Genomic DNA, 17899 nt, shown 5'->3' with positions numbered 1-17899 from the left:
GCCGTCAGTCCGCCTCAGGCGAAGTTCTTGGTGTACGCCTCGACGGCCGCCTTGAGGCGCCCCTCGAGCTCGTCGTCCAGAGCCTTCTTCTCCCAGATCGCATCGAGGAGATCGGCATGCTCGCCACGCAGGTTGAGGAGAAGCCCCTCCTCGTACTCCTTGACCTTCTCCAGCGGGAGCTTGTCGAGGTAGCCGTTGACGCCGGCATAGATGACGGCGACCTGCTCCTGGGTCTTGAGCGGCGAGAACTGCGGCTGCTTGAGAAGCTCGGTCAGGCGCGAGCCACGGTTCAGCAGGCGCTGCGTGGTGGCGTCGAGATCGGAGCCGAACTGCGCGAAGGCCGCCATCTCGCGATACTGCGCAAGCTCGCCCTTGATCTTGCCGGCGACCTGCTTCATCGCCTTGATCTGCGCCGAGGAGCCGACGCGCGACACCGACAGGCCGACGTTCACCGCCGGGCGGATGCCCTGGAAGAACAGGTCGGTCTCGAGGAAGATCTGGCCGTCGGTGATCGAGATCACGTTGGTCGGAATGAAGGCCGACACGTCGTTGCCCTGCGTTTCGATGACCGGCAGAGCCGTCAGCGAGCCGGAGCCGTTGTCCTCGTTCAGCTTGGCCGAGCGCTCCAGCAGACGGGAGTGCAGGTAGAACACGTCGCCCGGGAAGGCCTCACGCCCCGGCGGACGACGAAGCAGCAGCGACATCTGGCGGTAGGCGACGGCCTGCTTGGACAGGTCGTCGTAGCCGATCACGGCATGCATGCCGTTGTCGCGGAAATACTCGCCCATGGCGGTGCCGGAGAACGGCGCCAGGAACTGCAGCGGCGCCGGGTCCGACGCGGTCGCGGCGACGACGATGGAGTATTCCAGCGCGCCGGACTCTTCCAGCTGCTTCACGAACTGCGCGACGGTGGAGCGCTTCTGGCCCACCGCGACGTAGATGCAGTAGAGCTTGACGCTCTCGTCATTCGACGCGTGCAGCGGCTTCTGGTTGAGGAACGTGTCGAGGATGATCGCGGTCTTGCCGGTCTGACGGTCGCCGATGACCAGCTCGCGCTGGCCGCGGCCGATCGGGATCAGGGCGTCGATCGCCTTGAGGCCGGTCGACATCGGCTCGTGCACCGACTTGCGCGGCAGGATGCCCGGCGCCTTGACGTCGACGCGGCGCATCTCGGCGCCCTCGATCGGGCCCTTGCCGTCGAGCGGGTTGCCGAGCGGGTCGACGACGCGGCCGAGCAGGCCCTTGCCGACCGGGACTTCCACGATGGCGCCGGTCCGCTTGACGGTGTCGCCTTCCTTGATGTCACGGTCGGAGCCGAAGATCACGACACCGACGTTGTCGGTCTCGAGGTTGAGCGCCATGCCCCGGATGCCGCCCGGGAACTCGACCATCTCGCCGGCCTGGACCTTGTCGAGGCCGTAGACGCGGGCGATGCCGTCACCCACCGAAAGCACCTGACCGACCTCGGAAACCTCGGCTTCCTGGCCGAAATTCTTGATCTGGTCCTTGAGGATGGCGGAGATTTCCGCTGCCCGAATATCCATCAGCCGACCTCTTTCATCGCGAACTTGAGGGAATTGAGTTTTGTCTTGAGAGACGTGTCGATCATGCGGCTGCCGACCTTGACCACCAGGCCGCCGATCAGCGCGGGATCGACCTTCGTCGTTACCGTCACGGTCTTGCCGGTCGCCGCGTTCAGCGCCTCCTTCAGGGAAGCCAGCTGCGCATCCGACAATTCGCTCGCCGAGACCACGTCGGCGGCCACTTCGCCGCGCCGCTTGGCAAGCTCGCTGCGGAAGGCGGCGATCATGCCCGGAACGGCGAACAGGCGGCGGTTCTTGGCCGCCAGCCGCAGGAAGTTCGCCGCAAGTCCGGTCAGACCGGCCTTGTCGAGGATCGCGCTGAGCGCCTTGAGTTGGTCGTCGGCGGAAAACACCGGGCTATGGACGAGACGATTGAGGTCGTCGCTGTCCGTCAGCAGCTTCTCGAACCCGGAAAGCGCCGTCTCGACCTCGGCCACGGAGCCCTGCTCCTCTGCCAAGTCGAGCAGCGCCGTCGCATAACGGGAAGCCACACCTGAAATGAGAGATACGTTGTCGGTCACAGGGTCCGTGCTCTCTTAGGCGGATTAGGCCGGAGCTCTCAGCAAAGCTGATTGCAAGGCGTTGGAAAATCTTCGCTTTTCTGGGCGGAGCGGGACAGCGCGTCCCGTCGCTTCCTCAAAGCCGCGCTCCGATTACCACAGGGCTCAAGGCGGTGCAACATAGCCACAGGGCCCAAATGCGCCAATCGTGGCGGAAAAAGGTCGAAGCCCTCCTCGCAGGGCGCGCGCGGGCCCTCACAAAAAGCTCTGCGGGTCGATATCGACCTGGACGCGGATCTGTCCGCGCGGCCGAGGCGCGGCCGTCAGCCAGGCCCGTAAATGGCCCTGGAGATCGAAGGCGCGCGGCGCCATCGCCAGCAGGCGGAACCGGTAGCGCCCGCGCACCAGCGCCAGCGCGGCCTCGGCCGGCCCGAGGATGGTCAGCTCGCCCACATGGGGCGCGGCGCGCGCCAGCGCCTGCGCATGGGCGAGCGCCGCCGCCTTGTCGGGCCCCGACACGATGAGCGCCGCCAGCCGGCCGAAGGGCGGCAGCCCGGCGGCGCGGCGGGCGGCGATCTCCGCCTCGTAGAAGGCGTTGCGGTCGCCGGAGGCGAGCGCGCGGATCACCGGATGCTCCGGCGCATGGGTCTGCAGCAGCCCCCGACCGCCACCGCCGATGCGCCCGGCGCGCCCGGTCACCTGGGCGAGCAGCTGGAAGGTGCGCTCGGCCGCGCGCGGGTCGCCATGGGCAAGGCCAAGATCGGCGTCGACCACGCCGACCAGCCGCATCAGCGGGAAATTGTGCCCCTTGGCGACCAGTTGCGTGCCGACGACGATATCCGCGCCGCCCTCCGCGATCACCCGGATCTCCCGGCGCATGCGCTCCGTGCCGCCCTGGATGTCGGAGGAGAGCACCAGCACGCGCGCTTCCGGAAAGGCGTCGGCGACCTCTTCCGCGATCCGCTCGACACCGGGACCGCAGGCAACCAGCGACTGGGTGTCGCCGCAGGCCGGGCAATGGTCGGGCGCCGGCTCGGCGTGACCGCAATGGTGACACACGAGACGGCCCTGAAAGCGGTGCTCGACCAGCCAGGCGCTGCAATTGGGGCACTGGAAGCGGTGACCGCAGGAGCGGCACAGGGTCAGCGGCGCATAGCCGCGCCGGTTGAGAAACAACAGCGCCTGCCCGCCGCCGGCGACCGTCTCGGCGATGGCCGAGCGCAGCGGCGGGGCCAGGAACTGGCCGCGCTCGGGACGGTCGAGCCTGAGGTCGATGACGGAGATTTCGGGCATGGGTGCGCCGCTGGCGCGCTCGGGCAGTTCGAGCCGCTCGTAGCGCCCCGTGAGCGCGTTGACCTGGCTCTCGACCGAGGGCGTCGCGGAGGCGAGCACCACCGGAAACCCGGCGAGATGTCCACGCACCACCGCCATGTCGCGGGCGTTGTAGGGCACCCGGTCGTCCTGCTTGTAGGCGCCGTCGTGCTCCTCGTCGACGACGATCAGGCCGAGCTCGCGAAAGGGCAGGAACAACGCGGAGCGCGCCCCCACGACGACGCGGACATCGCCGGTGGTCACGCCGCGCCAGATGCGGGCGCGGGCCTTGGGCGTGATCTGCGAATGCCATTCGGCCGGTCGTGTGGCGAAGCGCTGTTCGAATCGCTCCAGAAACGCCGTGGTCAGCGCGATCTCGGGGATCAGCACCAGCGCCTGCCGGCCGGCCTGAAGCGCGGCCGCCACCGCCTCGAAATAGACCTCCGTCTTGCCCGAGCCGGTCACGCCGTCGAGCAGGAACGTCCGGAAGGCGGATCCGATTCCCTCCCGCAGCCGCGCGGCCGCCGTTTCCTGCGCCGGCGTGAGCACCGGTGGCGCGAAGTCCGGATCGGGCGCGGGCAACGGCGGGCGGGCGGGCATCGACACCACCTCGAGCGTGCCCTGCGCCACGAGCCCGTCGATCACCGAGGGGCTGACGCCGGCGGCATGGGCGAGCCCGCTCTTCGTCCAGGCCATGCCGTCGTCGAGCGTTTCCAGCACCCGCTTGCGCGCCGGTGTCGCCCGTCCCGGCAGGGGCGCGCCCTCGACCCGCCGCACGCCGGGGACCGGGGCTTCCGGCTCCAGCGCCTCGGGGGAGCGCAACACCATGCGCAGCACCATGCCCGGCGCGGCCAGCGTCCAGTTGGCCACCCAGTCGACCAGCGCGCGCAGATCGTCGGCGAGCGGCGGCGTATCATCGTAGACGTGGAGAATGTCCTTGAGCCGCGCCGGCGCGGCGCCCTCGGGCGCCTCCAGAGACCACACGGCCCCGATCACCTCGCGCGGACCAAGCGGCACGCGCACGATGGAGCCGGGACGCACGCAGACCCCTGGCGGAACGCGATAGGTATAGGCGGCGCCGATGGCGACCGGCAGCAGCACCTGAACGCAGGTCGGCGGCCCCCCCTCCGGCGCCTGCGGATGGGGCGCGCCGAACAGATCGGCGGCGGCCGGCGTCCCGGGTGTCCTGGACGTGGCGGGCGTCTGCCTCTCGGGCGTCTGCACCTTGGGAGGGGGGCGGGAAGCGGTCATGGTCCTTCGTTCGCACGGCCGCGCAAGGGGCCGGGTCGCGGCGCCGCCCGCCGGCATCGCCGGGGGCTTGCGCGAATCGGGGGTGTCGTCGCCCGCCATCCTAGGCTATGGAAACGGGCGACTGCAGCAAGGGAGGCGGCAGGGAAGACCGGCGCCGGCGGCCGACCGCCGTGCCGTTCTTGTCCCGCGCTTTGCGTCCTTTCGTCAAATGCGCCCGTCATCCGTATCCGTTACAGGAGCCGACGCTCTCATGAAGTTCTTCGTCGATACCGCCGACACCTCGGAAATCAAGGACCTCGCCGCCACGGGCCTGCTCGATGGCGTGACCACCAATCCCTCGCTGATCCTCAAGTCGGGCCGGCCGATGCGCGAGGTGATCGAGGAAATCTGCGCGCTGGTCGAGGGCCCGGTCTCGGCGGAAGTGACCGCCACCGAGGCCGACGCGATGATCGCGGAAGGGCGCAAGCTCGCAGGCATAGCCGACAACATCGCGATCAAGCTGCCGCTGACGCTCGACGGGCTCAAGGCCTGCCGCGCGCTCACCGACGACGGCCACATGGTCAACGTCACCCTGTGCTTTTCCGCCAATCAGGCGCTTCTCGCCGCCAAGGCGGGCGCGAGCTTCATCTCGCCCTTCATCGGCCGGCTCGACGACGTGCATGTCGACGGCATGGAGTTGATCCGCGAAATCCGCGTGATCTACGACAATTACGCCTTCGACACGGAAGTGCTCGCCGCCTCGATCCGCAGCGCCAACCACGTCAAGGACTGCGCGCTCGCAGGCGCCGATGTCGCCACCGTGCCGCCGGCGGTGCTCAAGGGCCTGGTCAAGCATCCGCTCACCGACAAGGGTCTCGAGCAGTTCCTCGCCGACTGGGCCAAGACCGGCCAGAGCATTCTCTGAGGTCCCGTGTCGCGCGCTCGCAACTCGCGCGCGGCCCTCAAGCCACGGCGGCGGTTAATTTCTGTTAACCGCCGCAGGGCACACTCGGCGGCATGACCGATGCCGCCGCCCTCCTCGTCTGTGCCAGGCCGGACGTCAACGCCGCCGTGAGCCAGTGGCTCGACCATCTGGGGTCGGAGCGGCGGTTGGCGGACAAGACGCTCGTCGCCTATGAGCGCGACGTGCGCCAGTTCCTGCGCTTTCTCACGATGCATCTGGGCGCGCCGCCGGCGATTTCCGATCTCGACCGGCTCAGCCCGCGCGATTTTCGCGGCTTTCTGGCCGAACGGCGCCGGGCCGGCGCGGAAAGCCGCTCGCTGGCGCGCGGCCTGTCGGGCCTGCGCTCCTTCCTCGGCTTTCTGGAACGGCGCGGCGACATCGACGCGACGGCCGCCGGCGCGGTGCGCGCGCCGCGCCTGAAGCGCGCGCTGCCCAAGCCCGTCCGGGCGGACGAGGCGCTGACCCTCGTCGATGCCGACAGCGGGCTCGACGCCGAGCCCTGGATCGCGGCGCGCAACGCCGCCGTCCTGACGCTCCTTTACGGCTGCGGCCTGCGCATTTCCGAGGCCCTGTCGCTCACCGGGCGCAGCGCGCCCACTCCCGGCACCGAAACGCTCAGGATCACCGGCAAGGGCGGGCGCACGCGCCTCGTGCCGGTGCTGCCGGTGGTCGGCGAGGCGGTCGCGGCCTATCTGGCGCTCTGCCCCTTCACGCCGGAGCCGGAGGGGCCGCTTTTTCTGGGCGCGCGCGGCGGACCGCTCAGCCCGCGCATCGTGCAATACGCCATGGCGCGGCTGCGCGGTGCGCTCGGACTGCCGGACAGCGCCACGCCGCATGCGCTGCGCCACTCCTTCGCCACCCATCTGCTCGCCGGCGGCGGCGATCTGCGCACCATCCAGGAACTGCTGGGGCATGCCAGCCTCTCGACCACGCAGGTCTATACCGAGGTCGACGAGGCCCGCCTGCTCGCGGCCTATGACACGGCCCACCCGCGCGGCCGGCGCGCCGCCGGCCGAACGCCCAAATCCGTGGGGTCCGGTTGAATCGCGCAGGCTTTTGTCCGGTTTCGGTTGCAGTCGGGCGCACAGAGCCCCAAATTCCCGAGATGGAGACCCGATTTGCCCGCGCGCTCATCGTTCTTGGAGGCCTCGTCGCCACGCTTGCCGCGACCGCGCCGGCGCATGCCCAGACGCGTGCACAAGCCCAGACGCAGGCCGAGTACGTCTGTCGCACCCCCGAGGCGGGCGTCTGGATCAACGACATGGCCGAGGTCAGGCAGATCCGGCGCATCGAGATCGAAAGCTTCTGCGAGGGCGAGGGCGAGAACGTGCGCGCGGCGGTGCGCATGCGGGCCTTCACCCGCTGCTCGCCGCGCGACTGCAAATGGGGATGGCAGCCGGCCTATCGCACCGCCGGCGGCCGGCTCATCGCCCGCTTTCCCGGCTTTTTCGGCGCCCGGGAAATCCAGGTCATCTTCATGGGACGGCGGATCGAGGCGCTGGTGACCATCGATCCGCACGACCCGACCGAGCCCGATTCCTATCACGCCGCGATACTCGCCCGGGAATAAGGCCGGACGGGTTTTCTCCCCGCCGGGACTGGTCGCACGTCGACCCCTGCCCCAAGCTTGACGTAGCGTCGCCCGCAAATCCGGCCAGCCTGGCGGCAGGCCGGCACCACCTTCCACGGGCGCCGTGACGCTTGACCGGCGGGTTCCGGACAGGCCCGCCGACCGTGACCCGGCCACGTCCGCTCCGGCCACCAGAGGGGCCGGCGCAGACGCGCCATCCGGTCCGCAGGTCCGCGCTTCCCTCGACCGACAGCCGTTCCGGCGACTGTCGGGACGCGGAGGCCGGGAGGTTTACGCGACCGGGACGCAACTGGAGGAGAACAGCATGCGACTGCTAGCCGGACTGACGGGCATGACCGCCCTGATCGCCCTGTCGACCGCCCCTGCCATTGCCGAGTGCAACTGGGGCAAGATGGCCGACTCGAAAGCGAAAATGTCGACGATGGCCTCCATGGAGACCGCGCCGTCCACCGCGATCGCCACCAACGACCTGGACGAGCTGGTGATCAAGCAGGAGGACGCCAAGGCGCGCCCGCCGCAGGAAACGGAGATGCCGGCGGCGGAGTGATCCGCGCGCGGATCCCACCTCGCGCGCCGGGGCATGTGCCTTCCCAAACCCGGCGGGGCACCCCCGGTTTGAAAACACAACGCCCGCCGTCTCGCGACGGCGGGCGTTTTTGCAAGAGCGTGTCGCCGCCCGCACGGGGCGGCAACATGCGCCGGTCAGGCGTGGATCGGCTTGGCGAAGGCGGCCATGGCCGCTTCCTTCACCGCCTCGCTCATCGTCGGATGGGCATGGCAGGTGCGCCCCAGATCCTCCGACGAGCCGCCGAACTCCATCAGCACCGCCGCCTCGTGGATCATTTCGCCGGCGCCGTGGCCGATGATGTGCACGCCGAGCACCCGGTCGGTCCTGGCATCCGCCAGCACCTTCACGAAACCGTCGGCGTGACCCATCGCCTTGGCGCGGCCGTTGGCCATGAAGGAGAACTTGCCGACCTTGTAGTCGATGCCCTCGGCCTTGAGCTGCTCCTCGGTCTTGCCGACCTCGGCGACCTCGGGGCTGGTGTAGACCACGCCGGGGATCACGCCGTAGTTCACGTGACCGGCCTGACCGGCGAGGATCTCGGCCAGCGCCACGCCCTCGTCCTCGGCCTTGTGGGCCAGCATCGGCCCGGCGATCACGTCGCCGATCGCATAGATGCCGTCGACATTGGTCTTGTAATGCGCGTCGGTCTCGATCCGGCCGCGTCCGTCGCGGGCCACGCCGATCTCGTCGAGACCAAGCCCCTCCGTCACCGGACGGCGGCCGATCGCGACCAGCACCACATCGGCCTCAAGCGTCTCGGCGGCCGCCTCGCCGCCCTCGACCGGCTCGACGGTGACGGCCAGCTGCTTGCCCTTCTTCTCGACCGCCGTGACCTTGGAGGACAGCTTGAACTCCAGGCCCTGCTTCTTGAGGATGCGCTGGAAGTTGCGCGACACGTCGGCGTCCATCGGCCCGAGGATCTTGTCCATGAACTCCACGACCGTGACCTCGGCGCCCAACCGGCGCCAGACCGAGCCGAGCTCCAGACCGATCACGCCGGCGCCGACCACCACCAGACGGTTCGGCACCTTCTCCAGCTCCAGCGCGCCGGTGGAGGAGACGATCTGCTTCTCGTCGATCTCAACGCCCGGCAGCGGCGCCACGTCGGAGCCCGTCGCGATGACGATGGAGGTGGCTTCCAGGATCTCGGTCGAGCCGTCCTCGGCCTTCACCTCGACCTTGCCCGGCGCGAGGATGCGGCCCGTGCCGTGATGGGCCGTGATCTTGTTCTTCTTGAACAGGTAGTCGATGCCGCCGACGTTCGCGTCGATGGTCTTCTGCTTGTGGCCCATCATCGCCTTCAGATCGAGCTTCGGCTTGTTCACCTTGATGCCGAAGCCCTCGAAGCTGTGGCCGGCCTCCTCGAAGAGTTCCGAGGTGTGCAGCAGCGCCTTGGACGGGATGCAGCCGATGTTCAGGCAGGTGCCGCCATGGGTGGCGCGCTTTTCGACCACCGCCACCTTCAGGCCGAGCTGGGCCGCCTTGACGGCGCAGACATAGCCCCCGGGGCCGGTTCCGATGACGAGAAGATCATAGTCTGCCATTGCAAGTCGCCTCATTGTTCGCGGCACGCCGGCGTCAAACGGCCGGCCTCTGGACATCGTGTTGCGCGATCCGGCGTGAAAGCCCTGGCACCGCGCTCAGGTGCGAAACCGGACGCCCGGGGGCGCGGATCCGCTTTCTCTTGTCTGTTCGTCGGCCGGCCTTAGCGCTCGGAAAGGGCCAGCCTGAGACCGAAGCCTGCAAAGGCAACGGCAACCGTGCGTCCGATCCAAGCCATGGCACGCCGGCTCGCCAGGAGCCTTGCCCCCACTGCCGCGGCGAACAGACCGTAGCCGATGAAAACCACCAGCGTCAGCCCCATGAAGACCCCGCCAAGTCCGAGCACCTGCAGCGTGACCGGACCGGCCTGCGGGCTGACGAACTGAGGCAGGAAGGCCAGAAAGAACAGCGACAGCTTCGGGTTCAGCACATTGATGAGAAACCCGTTGAACGCCACTGCGCCGAGATCCGCCGGACCGGCCGCCTCGCGATCAAGGGCAAGCGGGCCACCCTGACGCAGCGCCTGCCAGGCGAGATAGAAAAGATAGGCGGCGCCGGCGTATTTCAGGACCTGGAAGGCAAGCGCGCTGGCATGAAGCAGGGCCGCCAGACCGAACATTGCCGCGAGCAGCGCGGGAACAATGCCGAGGGTGCAGCCGAATGCCGCCGCAATGCCCGGAAGCCGGCCGCGTGCGAGCCCGGTCGCCACCGTGTAGACCACGCCGGTTCCAGGCGCGAGCACCACCACAAGGGCGGTCAGAAGAAACTCCGGTCCCATCGGTATTCTCCCCCCCTCAGACGTGCGCCAGCCTGCGGCGGACGTTGACCACGATGGCGCCGTGCAGGGCGACGACTGCGGCCAGCGAAACGGCGTGCACGGAAAGCGTCGCCGAAGGGGCAAGTTCGGCAAGGCCCCAGCATCCGAGTGGCAGGAACAGGACGAGCGCCGTCCAGAGCCCCGGATTGGCGCGCCGCATGACAAGCGCCTGCACCAGATGCAGGACCGCGTTGACCAGCACGAGGTAGATCCCGATCAGGCCCCAGCCCGACGCGAGGTCCCGCATCAGCCAGAGCGTCACGACCATGACCCCCCACACGCCGAAGACGTTGATCACGAAGACATCGCGCACGCTCAAGGCCTCCCGCCCGCCGCCTATGGTGGCGTTGACGAAGTGACGGAACCGATCGCCGTCATGTTCCTCGAGCTGATGCAGCATGTAAACGGGCAGGACAAGCCAGACCAGGCGCTCGCCCAGCGGCCACGCCACCGTCAGGAGCGGCGTCAACACCAGAAGGCCGAGCCCCGCGAGGGCGCCGCCGTAAACCCAGTTCGCCTGCAAACGGCTGACGGTTGCCTTCATTCCTGCCTCTCCTCGGCCGACCGCCCGCATGGGCGCCACCGGATGTCACGGGCGCACGGGAGCGCACCCGCGGGACAGGGTCTCCGGACGGGATCGCCGCCCGGAGACCGTAGTCGTTCGCCGCGATCAGAGATCCAGCACGAGACGCTGGACGTCTTCCAGACTCTCCTTGACACGGACGAGGAAGGTCACGGCCTCCTTGCCGTCGACGATGCGGTGATCGTAGCTCAGTGCCAGATACATCATCGGCCGTGCCACGATCTGCCCGTTCACGACCATCGGCCGCTCCTGGATCTTGTGCATGCCGAGAATGCCCGACTGCGGCGCGTTGAGGATCGGCGAGGACATCAGCGAGCCGTAGACGCCACCGTTGGAGATCGTGAAGGTGCCGCCGGTCATGTCGGCCATGCCGAGCTTGCCGTCGCGCGCCTTGCGCCCGAGATTGGCGATTTCCTTCTCGATCTCGGCGATCGACATCTGGTCCGCGTCACGCACCACCGGCACGACGAGCCCCTTGTCCGTGCCGACCGCCACGCCGACGTGGCAGTAGTTCTTGTAGATGATGTCGGTGCCGTCGATCTCGGCATTGACGGCCGGGATTTCCTTCAGCGCGTGACACACGGCCTTGGTGAAGAAGCCCATGAAGCCGAGCTTCACGCCGTGCTTCTTCTCGAACAGATCCTTGTACTGCTTGCGCAGCTCCATGACCGGGCCCATGTCCACCTCGTTGTAGGTGGTCAGCATGGCCGCCGTGTTCTGCGCGTCCTTCAGCCGGCGGGCGATGGTCTGGCGCAGCTTGGTCATGCGCACGCGTTCCTCGCGCACCTCGTCCTCGGGCACGGAGGCCGCGCGCGGCGCGCTCTGCGCCGGGGCGCTCGCCTGCGGCGACGTCACGCCGGACTCCAGCGCCGCGATGACGTCGCCCTTGAGCACCTGACCGCGCTTGCCCGAGCCGGACACCTGGCCGGCCTCGACGCCCTTCTCGGCCATCATCTTGGCCGCCGAGGGGGCCGGCGGCATGTCGGTTGCGGAGGACTTTGCCGGAGCAGGCGCCGGGGCCGAAGCGGCCGCCGCCGGCTTGGCCGCCGCGCCGGCGCCCGGGGCGATCTTCGCCAGAAGCTGGCCCGGGGTGACGGTGTCGCCGGTGGCGGCGGAGATCTCGACCACCTGGCCGGCGACCGGCGCCGGGATTTCCTGCGCCGCCTTGTCGGTCTCCAGTTCGACCAGAATGTCGTCGGCCTTGACCGCGTCGCCGACCTTGACGAACCACTCGCCGACATCGGCCTCGGTCACGCTTTCACCGGCGGCGGGGACCACGACCTCGACCGGCTCCTGGCTCTCGCTCCCGGCATTCTCGGTCTTGGTCTCCTCGGCCTTGGCGGGCGCGGCGTCGGTTTTGGCGGGCGCGGCCTTCTTCGCGGGCGCGTCGCCATCGGCGATCTGACCGAGCAGCGCGCCGACCTCCACCGTGTCGCCTTCCTTCACCAGGATGTCGGACAGGGTGCCGGACGCGGGCGCGGGCACCTCGACGGTGACCTTGTCGGTCTCCAGCTCGACGATCGGCTCGTCGGCGGTCACCGCATCGCCCGGCTTCTTGAACCATTGGGCGATGGTCGCCTCGGTCACGGATTCTCCAAGGGTGGGCACTCGGATTTCGGTCGCCATGATCTCAATCTCTTTCGTTCGGTCTCGGCGCGGACGTGTCCGCCCGGCCGCGAGGGCATTCGGTCTCGGCACGGACATGTTCGTCCGGCCGCGAAGACGGGAGGCGTGATGCCCCGAACCGCTCGGTCGCCCTGAGGAAGGCGCGCCGGACGGCGCTATCTCAGCATTGCAAGGACGCGCCCGCCAGCCATACGAATGGCCGACGGGCAGGCCGGTCACCCGGCGAAGGCCTCATCCAGGAAGGCCTGGAGCTGCGCAAGGTGCTTGGACATCAGGCCGGTCGCCGTGGCCGCGGCCGCGGCACGTCCGACATAGCGCGGGCGGTCGTGTTTGGCGCCGATCTGGCCCAGCACCCATTCGATGTAGGACTGGACGAAGAACCAGGAGCCCATGTTCTTCGGCTCTTCCTGGCACCAGATGACCTCCGCGTCCTTGAAGCGCCCGAGCTCCGACACCAGCGCCTTGGTGGGGAACGGATAGAGCTGCTCGACGCGCAGCAGGTAGACGTCGTCGATGCCCCGCTTCTCGCGCTCCTCGAACAGGTCGTAATAGACCTTGCCCGAGCACAGGATGACGCGGCGGATCTTGTCGTCGGCGACGAGCTTGATCCCGGCCTCCGGGTTCATCTGCGCGTCGTCCCACAGCAGGCGGTGGAAGGACGAGCCGTTGGTGAACTCGTCGAGCGTGCTGACGGCGCGCTTGTGGCGCAGCAGCGACTTCGGCGTCATCAGGATCAGCGGCTTGCGGAAGTCGCGCTTCAGCTGCCGGCGCAGGATGTGGAAGTAGTTGGCCGGCGTCGTGCAGTTGGCGACCTGCATGTTGTCCTCGGCGCACATCTGCAGGAACCGCTCCAGACGGGCCGACGAATGCTCCGGCCCCTGCCCCTCGTAGCCGTGCGGCAGCAGGCAGACGAGACCGGACATGCGCAGCCACTTGCGCTCGCCCGACGACAGGAACTGGTCGAAGACCACCTGCGCGCCGTTGGCGAAGTCGCCGAACTGGGCCTCCCACAGCGTCAGCGCGTTCGGCTCGGCCAGCGTGTAGCCGTATTCGAAGCCGAGCACCGCCTCCTCGGAGAGCATCGAGTTGATGACCTCGTAGCGGGCCTGCCCCTCGCGCAGATGATTGAGCGGGATGTAGCGGTCCTCGGTCTCCTGATCGTAGAGCACCGAGTGGCGCTGCGAGAAGGTGCCGCGCTCGCAGTCCTGACCGGACAGGCGCACCGCATGGCCGTCGAGCAGCAGCGAGCCGAAGGCCAGCGCCTCGGCGGTCGCCCAGTCGATGCCCTGGCCGGTGTCGAACATCTTCTTGCGGTTGTCGAGGAAGCGGCGGATCGTGCGGTGGACGTTGAAGCCCTCCGGCACGTTCGACAGCGCGGTGCCGAGCGTCTCCATGTCCTCGCGCGTGATCCCGGTCTGGCCGCGGCGCGGATCGTCCAGATCCTTGGCCTGCTTCAGGCCCGACCACTTGCCGTCCAGCCAGTCGGCCTTGTTCGGCTTGTAGGCCTGCCCGGCCTCGAACTCGGCGTCGAGCTGCGCGCGGATGTCGGCGCGCATCTTGTCGACCTCGTCCTGGGAGAGAACGCCTTCCTTGACCAGCTTCTCGGCGTAGATCTGCAGCGTCGTGGGATGCTTGCGGATCTTGCGGTACATGATCGGCTGGGTGAACGCCGGCTCGTCGGACTCGTTGTGGCCGAAGCGGCGGTAGCAGATCATGTCGATCACCACCGGCTTGCCGAAGAGCTGGCGGAACTCGGTCGCCACCTTCGCCGCATAGACCACCGCTTCCGGGTCGTCGCCGTTCACATGGAAAATCGGCGCCTCGATCATCTTCGCCACGTCCGAGGGATACGGCGAGGAGCGCGAGAAGCGCGGATTGGTCGTGAAGCCGATCTGGTTGTTGATGATGACGTGGATCGAGCCGCCCGTGCGATGCCCGCGCAGCGCCGACAGGCCGAAGCATTCCGCCACCACGCCCTGTCCGGCGAAGGCCGCGTCGCCGTGCAGCAGCAGCGGCAGCACCTTGGAGCGGTCGACCTCGGTGGTCTCGACCCACTTGCCGTCCACGGCCGACAGCTGGTCCTGCTTGGCGCGCGCCTTGCCGAGCACCACCGGATCGACGATCTCCAGATGCGACGGGTTGGCGGTCAGCGACAGGTGCACGTTGTTGCCGTCGAAGGCACGGTCCGACGAGGCGCCGAGGTGATACTTCACGTCGCCCGAGCCCTCGACGTCGTCAGGGGTGAAGGAGCCGCCCTTGAACTCGTGGAAGATCGCGCGCAGCGGCTTGCCCATCACCTGGGCGAGCACGTTGAGGCGGCCGCGGTGGGCCATGCCGAGGACGATCTCCTCAACGCCCAGCGCGCCGCCGCGCTTGATGATCTGCTCGAGCGCCGGCAGCAGCGCCTCGCCGCCATCGAGGCCGAAGCGCTTGGTGCCGGTGTATTTGACGTCCAGGAACTTCTCGAAGCCCTCCGCCTCGATCAGCTTGTTGAGGATCGCCTGCTTGCCCTTGGGCGTGAACTCGATTTCCTTGTCCGGGCCCTCGATGCGCTCCTGGATCCAGGCCTTTTCGGCCGGATTGGAGATGTGCATGAACTCGACGCCGAGCGTCGAGCAATAGGTGCGCTTGAGGATGCCGAGCATCTCGCGAATGGTCGCGAACTCCAGCCCCAGCATGTAGTCGATGAAGATCTTGCGATCCCAGTCGGCCTCCGTGAAACCGTAGGCGGACGGGTGCAGCTCCTCGTGATTGACCTCTTCCTTCAGATTGAGGGGGTCGAGGTCGGCATGCAGGTGACCGCGCATGCGGTAGGCGCGGATCATCATCAGCGCGCGCACCGAATCGCGCGTCTGCTGCTGCACGTCGGCGTCGGTCAGCGCCGTGCCGGTCGCTTCCGCCTTCGTCTTGATCTTGTCGCCGAGGGTCTTTTCGACCGCTTCCCAGTTGCCGTCGAGGGCATTGACCAGGTCGCCGTTGGCGGACACCGGCCAGTCGGCGCGCTTCCAGGACGCGCCGCGCGCTTCCTTGAGAACGTCCGCCGTGTCGTCGGGAAGGTTGGAGAAGAACTCGCGCCACGACTCGTCGAGGGAGCCGGGATCTTCCTTGAAGCGCGCGTAGAGGTCTTCAATGTATGCCGCGTTGCCGCCGTAAAGGAACGACGTCATCGCGAAGGCATTGTTCGCGTCCTGCCTTGCCATCACCATAGCGGGGTATCCCCCCGCCCGCCTGTTGAGGGGAGCCCTTTCACGCAGCGCCCCAGAGAACGGATGTGGGAGCGGTCGGCGCGAGGCGTGTCCCGCGCAAACCCCATTTCGTCAGCCCGACTTCATCAGCCCGACCCAATCGGTACACGGGAACCTGCCCCAAGGAAAGGTCCCCGCTCCGATATGGTGGGGCGATCACGGTTAAAAAGCCGTGATCGCTTGAAAAATCAGCCCTTGAGAACCTCGAGAAGGGTCTCGCCGAGCTTTGCAGGAGACGGCGACACCTTGATGCCGGCCTCTTCCATCGCCGCGATCTTGTCCTCGGCTCCGCCCTTGCCGCCGGAAATGACGGCGCCGGCATGGCCCATGGTGCGGCCCGGAGGCGCGGTGCGGCCCGCGATGAAGCCGGCCATCGGCTTCTTGCGGCCCTTCTTCGCCTCGTCCTTGAGGAACTGCGCGGCCTCTTCCTCGGCCGAGCCGCCGATCTCGCCGATCATGATGATCGACTGCGTCTCGTCGTCGGCGAGGAACATCTCCAGGATGTCGATGAACTCGGTGCCCTTGACCGGATCGCCGCCGATGCCCACCGCCGTCGTCTGGCCGAGGCCGGCGTTGGAGGTCTGGAACACCGCCTCATAGGTCAGCGTGCCCGACCGCGACACGACGCCGACCGAGCCCTTCTTGAAGATCGAGCCCGGCATGATGCCGATCTTGCACTCTTCCGGCGTGAGCACGCCCGGGCAGTTCGGCCCGAGCAGGCGCGAGTTGGACTTCTCCAGCCGGCGCTTGACCTTGACCATGTCGGCGACCGGAATGCCTTCCGTGATGCAGACGATGAAGGGGACTTCCGCCTCGATCGCCTCGATGATCGCGGCACCCGCGCCTGCCGGCGGCACGTAGATCACGGAGGCGTCCGCACCGGTCGCTTCCTTGGCTTCGCCGACGGTGGCGAAGATCGGAAGCTCCGCCGCGCTGTCGAGGCCGGACGACCAGGTCTCGCCACCCTTCTTCGGATGCACGCCGGCGACCATCTTGGTGCCGTAGTACTCCAGCGCCTGCTCCGTATGGAACGTGCCGGTCTTGCCGGTCAGTCCCTGAACGATGACCTTGGTGTCCTTGTTGACGAGAATGGACATTATGCGCCCCCTTTCACGGCCTTGACGATCTTCTGCGCCGCGTCGTCGAGATCGTCGGCGGCGATGACGTTCAGGCCGCTCTCGTTGATGATCTTCTTGCCCTGCTCCACGTTCGTGCCCTCGAGGCGCACGACGAGCGGAACCTTCAGGCCGACGTCCTTCACCGCCGCGACCACGCCTTCCGCGATGACGTCGCAGCGCATGATGCCGCCGAAGATGTTGACCAGGATGCCCTTCACGTTCGGGTCCGACGTGATGATCTTGAAGGCCGCCGTGACCTTTTCCTTCGAGGCGCCGCCGCCGACGTCCAGGAAGTTGGCCGGCTCGGCGCCGTAGAGCTTGATGATGTCCATGGTCGCCATGGCAAGGCCGGCGCCGTTCACCATGCAGCCGATGTCGCCATCGAGCGCCACATAGGCGAGGTCGTATTTGGAGGCCTCGATCTCCTTGGCGTCTTCCTCGGTCTTGTCGCGCAGGTCCATGATGTCGTCATGGCGGAACAGCGCGTTGCCGTCGAAGGAGACCTTGGCGTCGAGCACCCGCAGGTGGCCGTCCTTCATGACGATCAGCGGGTTGACCTCGAGCAGCGCCATGTCCTTCTCGACAAAGGCGGTGTAGAGGATCGGGAAGAGCTTCATGCCGTCGGCGCGGGCGTCGCCCTGAAGCTCCAGCGCGTCGCAGAGCTTCGTCGCGTCGGCTTCGGTCACGCCGGTGTCCGGATCGATCGGCAGCGTGACGATCTTCTCCGGGGTTTCCTCGGCCACGGCCTCGATGTCCATGCCGCCCTCCGTCGAGACGACGAAGGCCGGACGGCCGACGGTGCGGTCGACGAGGATGGAGAGATACAGCTCGCTCTCGATGTCGGCGCCGTCCTCGATGTAGAGGCGGTTGACGACCTTGCCGGCGTCACCCGTCTGCGCGGTCACCAGCGTGTTGCCGAGCATCTCGGCGGCATGGGCCTTGACCTCGTCGATCGAGAAGGCGAGGCGGACGCCGCCCTTGGCGTCGGGGCCCAGTTCCTTGAACTTGCCCTTGCCGCGGCCGCCGGCGTGGATCTGGGACTTCACCACCCAGAGCGGACCGGGAAGCTGCTTCGCGGCAGCCTCGGCCTCGTCGACGGAAAAGATGGGTACGCCATTTGCCACAGGCGCGCCGAAGGCTTTCAGCACCTGCTTGGCCTGGTATTCATGGATATTCATGCGTCACTCCCCCAGTGCATTGGAGACGGTTCGCGTCATGCGA

At 67.8% G+C, this 17899-nt stretch carries 14 protein-coding genes; 4 read left to right on the top strand and 10 right to left on the bottom strand.

The features are described 5' to 3' along the window. Positions 1 to 14: 14 nt before the first annotated feature. From atpA to ABL312_RS19380, 3 genes are all read right to left on the bottom strand, one after another. Positions 15 to 1544, bottom strand: a complete 1530-nt coding sequence (gene atpA / locus ABL312_RS19390) for a F0F1 ATP synthase subunit alpha (RefSeq protein ID WP_349359039.1) — start codon at positions 1542 to 1544, stop codon at positions 15 to 17. Beyond that, positions 1544 to 2104: a F0F1 ATP synthase subunit delta gene (locus ABL312_RS19385; protein ID WP_349359038.1), complete on the bottom strand. Its 561-nt coding sequence runs from the start codon at positions 2102 to 2104 to the stop codon at positions 1544 to 1546. The genes atpA and ABL312_RS19385 overlap by 1 nt, the downstream gene beginning before the upstream one ends. Before the next feature lie 234 nt (positions 2105 to 2338). Next, positions 2339 to 4645, bottom strand: a complete 2307-nt coding sequence (locus tag ABL312_RS19380) for a primosomal protein N' (RefSeq protein WP_349359037.1) — start codon at positions 4643 to 4645, stop codon at positions 2339 to 2341. 250 nt (positions 4646 to 4895) lie between these two features. On the opposite strand from ABL312_RS19380, the gene fsa reads away from it, so the two are divergent. From fsa to ABL312_RS19360, 4 genes are all read left to right on the top strand, one after another. Next, positions 4896 to 5549, top strand: coding sequence for a fructose-6-phosphate aldolase (gene fsa, locus ABL312_RS19375; protein ID WP_349359036.1), 654 nt, complete (start codon positions 4896 to 4898; stop codon positions 5547 to 5549). Positions 5550 to 5641: 92 nt separating this feature from the next. Next, positions 5642 to 6631, top strand: a complete 990-nt coding sequence (locus tag ABL312_RS19370; protein WP_349359035.1) for a tyrosine recombinase XerC — start codon at positions 5642 to 5644, stop codon at positions 6629 to 6631. Positions 6632 to 6693: 62 nt separating this feature from the next. Continuing rightward, the gene (locus tag ABL312_RS19365; RefSeq protein ID WP_349359034.1) at positions 6694 to 7158 is read left to right on the top strand and encodes a hypothetical protein; all 465 of its coding nucleotides are present in this window, start codon (positions 6694 to 6696) and stop codon (positions 7156 to 7158) included. A 325-nt stretch (positions 7159 to 7483) separates the two neighbouring features. Then, positions 7484 to 7726, top strand: a complete 243-nt coding sequence (locus tag ABL312_RS19360; protein ID WP_349359033.1) for a hypothetical protein — start codon at positions 7484 to 7486, stop codon at positions 7724 to 7726. A gap of 155 nt (positions 7727 to 7881) precedes the next feature. Here the strand turns inward: ABL312_RS19360 and lpdA are convergent, their stop codons facing one another. From lpdA to sucC, 7 genes are all read right to left on the bottom strand, one after another. Further along, complete coding sequence (lpdA, locus tag ABL312_RS19355) at positions 7882 to 9291, bottom strand: dihydrolipoyl dehydrogenase (RefSeq protein WP_349359032.1); 1410 nt, start codon at positions 9289 to 9291, stop codon at positions 7882 to 7884. A 161-nt stretch (positions 9292 to 9452) separates the two neighbouring features. Further along, positions 9453 to 10067, bottom strand: a complete 615-nt coding sequence (locus ABL312_RS19350) for a LysE family translocator (protein WP_349359031.1) — start codon at positions 10065 to 10067, stop codon at positions 9453 to 9455. A 16-nt stretch (positions 10068 to 10083) separates the two neighbouring features. Continuing rightward, positions 10084 to 10650: an HXXEE domain-containing protein gene (locus ABL312_RS19345; RefSeq protein ID WP_349359030.1), complete on the bottom strand. Its 567-nt coding sequence runs from the start codon at positions 10648 to 10650 to the stop codon at positions 10084 to 10086. 126 nt (positions 10651 to 10776) lie between these two features. Continuing rightward, positions 10777 to 12315, bottom strand: coding sequence for a 2-oxoglutarate dehydrogenase complex dihydrolipoyllysine-residue succinyltransferase (gene odhB, locus ABL312_RS19340; RefSeq protein WP_349359029.1), 1539 nt, complete (start codon positions 12313 to 12315; stop codon positions 10777 to 10779). Between the two features lie 215 nt (positions 12316 to 12530). After that, entirely contained in the window at positions 12531 to 15515 is a 2985-nt protein-coding gene (locus ABL312_RS19335) for a 2-oxoglutarate dehydrogenase E1 component (protein ID WP_349361467.1), read from the bottom strand. 233 nt (positions 15516 to 15748) lie between these two features. Beyond that, complete coding sequence (sucD, locus tag ABL312_RS19330) at positions 15749 to 16657, bottom strand: succinate--CoA ligase subunit alpha (protein WP_349359028.1); 909 nt, start codon at positions 16655 to 16657, stop codon at positions 15749 to 15751. Beyond that, on the bottom strand, positions 16657 to 17856 hold the full coding sequence (gene sucC / locus ABL312_RS19325; RefSeq protein WP_349359027.1) for an ADP-forming succinate--CoA ligase subunit beta: 1200 nt from the start codon (positions 17854 to 17856) through the stop codon (positions 16657 to 16659). The genes sucD and sucC overlap by 1 nt, the downstream gene beginning before the upstream one ends. Positions 17857 to 17899 lie beyond the last annotated feature (43 nt).

It is taken from the genome of Stappia sp. (assembly GCF_040110915.1).
Taxonomy (GTDB): domain Bacteria; phylum Pseudomonadota; class Alphaproteobacteria; order Rhizobiales; family Stappiaceae; genus Stappia.
The sequence above is the reverse complement of the archived record's forward strand: the minus strand, read 5'-3'. Positions and strand labels throughout refer to the sequence as shown.